The 2,423-nt window shown below is 57.4% G+C and carries 6 protein-coding genes; 3 read left to right on the top strand and 3 right to left on the bottom strand.

What is annotated here, in order from left to right; translation table 11 throughout:
• Positions 1 to 30 precede the first annotated feature (30 nt).
• Positions 31 to 309, bottom strand: coding sequence for a hypothetical protein (locus tag Q0G85_RS10260; RefSeq protein WP_297157688.1), 279 nt, complete (start codon positions 307 to 309; stop codon positions 31 to 33).
• Positions 310 to 359: 50 nt separating this feature from the next.
• Between Q0G85_RS10260 and Q0G85_RS10255 the strand changes: the two genes are divergently transcribed.
• From Q0G85_RS10255 to Q0G85_RS10245, 3 genes are all read left to right on the top strand, one after another.
• A complete protein-coding gene (locus Q0G85_RS10255; RefSeq protein WP_297157685.1) occupies positions 360 to 644 on the top strand; it encodes a hypothetical protein in 285 nt (94 codons plus the stop codon).
• A gap of 68 nt (positions 645 to 712) precedes the next feature.
• On the top strand, positions 713 to 1,174 hold the full coding sequence (locus Q0G85_RS10250) for a metal ABC transporter substrate-binding protein (protein WP_297157682.1): 462 nt from the start codon (positions 713 to 715) through the stop codon (positions 1,172 to 1,174).
• A complete protein-coding gene (locus Q0G85_RS10245) occupies positions 1,075 to 1,563 on the top strand; it encodes a CpXC domain-containing protein (RefSeq protein WP_367116892.1) in 489 nt (162 codons plus the stop codon). Before Q0G85_RS10250 ends, Q0G85_RS10245 begins: the two co-directional genes overlap by 100 nt.
• Positions 1,564 to 1,656: 93 nt before the next feature.
• Here the strand turns inward: Q0G85_RS10245 and Q0G85_RS10240 are convergent, their stop codons facing one another.
• Both Q0G85_RS10240 and Q0G85_RS10235 read right to left on the bottom strand, forming a co-directional pair.
• Entirely contained in the window at positions 1,657 to 1,851 is a 195-nt protein-coding gene (locus Q0G85_RS10240) for a type II toxin-antitoxin system RelB/DinJ family antitoxin (protein WP_297157678.1), read from the bottom strand.
• Positions 1,852 to 2,199: 348 nt separating this feature from the next.
• A partial coding sequence (locus tag Q0G85_RS10235; protein WP_297157675.1) for a hypothetical protein occupies positions 2,200 to 2,423 on the bottom strand: 224 nt, incomplete at its 5' end.

Here is a 2,423-nt window from a genome sequence, read left to right as displayed (position 1 = left end):
GAGTTGTTGCGTTTCCGGACAAGGGGCCTTTCACATGGTGGGATAAATCACGCTGAAGCCGATGGCGAAGAACGCGGGACCGAGGATGGAGTGCGGCCCCTGGGATGCTTCGGGGATCAATTCCTCCACCACGACATACAGCATCGCACCGGCCGCAAAACCGAGGAGATACGGCAGCGCCGCGATGATAGGCTGCGAGGCTAGGGTCGTCAGCACGGTGCCGATGGGTTCTACAACGCCGGATAGGACGCCGCCGGCGAACGCCGTGCCCAAAAGAATCGATATCCTGAGCACTGTCCCGTTCGGCACGTGCGAAGCGTCTGCGAAGGAGCGCGCTGCGAGCAGCGGGAGGGGCCTCGATGAATAACGTACGCACGCGTATTGCCGCGTTGGTTTTGACCTTCGTTTTGCTTGCACCTGCGCTGTTCATAGTTGCCGAAGCCCAGCATGACTGCCAGGGCGATGAGTGCCAGGTTTGCCAGGTACTCGCCATCGCTTCTTCTATCATCCAAACCGCCGCTGACGTTTCTGCTGCGGCGTCCGAAGCTGCTCTGTTTGCTGCATTCGTGCTGCCGATCGCCGTGCGACCCTCTTATGCGGCGTCCAATACACTGGTCGAACTTAAGGTGAGGCTCGACTGCTAGGGTGCATCTTCCTCGATATATGTACGTCATGCCCGTAAAAAGGCATTCCTGGCAGGAGATTTATACCAATGGTGAAACTGAATAAGATGATGTACGCAGCTTTCGCGGCTGTGGTGGCCGTGCTGTGCGTCGTGGGGCTTTCCGCATGCTCCGGCCCCTCGAACAATTCAAATACGGCTTCGAACGATAGCCAATCCTCAAACGAATCCCAGAAGGTCCAGGTGGTGGCGAGCTTCTACCCGATGGCCGACTTTGCCCAGAAAATCGGAGGCGATCACGTTGAAGTCACGAACCTATGCCCGGTGGGAACCGAACCGCACGAATGGGAGCCGTCGCCGAGCGACGTCAAGACCATCGAAGGCGCCGATGTCTTCGTCTACAACGGGGCGGACATGGAAGGCTGGGTTAGCGATACCCTGGCTGATTCAGAATCACATGTCTCTATCTCGATCCGGCCCATCGCAGCTCGATTTATCTCGTCGCAGACGAAGCGATGGGCGACGGGGTCGCGGGCATGTTCGATGACCTGAGCACGCCCGCAGGCCGAAGCGTCAAGAGGATCGTCTTCGACCGCCATGAGCTTAGGGAGAAGGTCGTAGCGCTGGAGGCTGGGCTCGACGATTGCGTCATCGAGATTCTCAAGATGGCTATAACCGGGTCGGCAAAAATGCAGGGGAATGTCGACCCAGATGCTGATTGCTCGGTCAAACTGATCGGATTGGAGGGAGACGGCCTCGTGTTCAGCATAGACGATGGCGAAGTTTGCTTCACCGCAGTCATGCCGAGGGGCGGATACGATCTGCACAGGGACGCACTCGAGAGGTCGTCCCTATCGGCAGAGCTGCCCTATCTCGTCGACAGGAAATGGGCCGAACTCGCGATCGACTTGTTCGACGAAGAGGGCGCATTCGGGTTATAGGCGTTGGGCGCAAAGGCGCTGCGAATATTGGAAGAGACCCCGAATGGGCATATCCGCTCAATTAAGAGGAGATGCGCCAGATTACCGATTGCCCTACGCAAGCCTCTCGCTGGCGCACTCGACGGTGGGCCTTGCGGTGACCTCGAAGGGGATTCTCTGTTCCCTCACGGCCTGCTTGAGGAACATGTTGATCGCCTGGGTGGTGCTGATGCCGAGCTCCGAGAAGAGCTTCGCCGCATCGTCTCTCGTCTGCCTTTCTATACGTACGGTGACGTTGACCGTCTCCATGCGGACCTCCCTGTCATGTGTGAGCCATGCGGCAATTGTACGTGCGGCAGGCGGGATTTTCTTGGGATTCGTCATGACATGACGGAAATCCGCCACGTGGCGACTGGAATATGCCGTGACCCGCTCCGATACACAAAGATAGCACCCATGATGCAGTGCGCCATGGGTGCTATCTAGACTGCCATGCACGTGTATTGCACGTATTTTTTCTATTTCCACTCAGTGACTAATCCAGTCCGGGTGCTGTCAATCCGTATCGCACCATACCGCCGAGGGGTTGATTCGTGCGCAATTTGGGCGAATCAGGTCCTTGATTCGCGGTTTCGGGAATGACTCAATTGATTCCCGCTATTCGTCCATTGATGTCGTTTCGGTCTGCTCCCTTTGGCCATGCTTTATGGATGATTGGGGTCCACAATCGCGTTCATGGCTGCGGTCCGTCATGTGGGCCCAGAAGCCCAGCGTGAGGTTCGAGACGATGTCGTCTGCAGTCGCATTCTCGCGAAGGCCGTTTCTCAGGTGGTCTATCGAGTTCCTGTTCAGTCGGTTGGCGTCGTTGACCTGTCCGCGCT

Origin of the sequence: uncultured Ellagibacter sp., assembly GCF_934617235.1 — a bacterium.
Lineage (GTDB): Bacteria > Actinomycetota > Coriobacteriia > Coriobacteriales > Eggerthellaceae > Ellagibacter.
The sequence above is the reverse complement of the archived record's forward strand: the minus strand, read 5'-3'. Positions and strand labels throughout refer to the sequence as shown.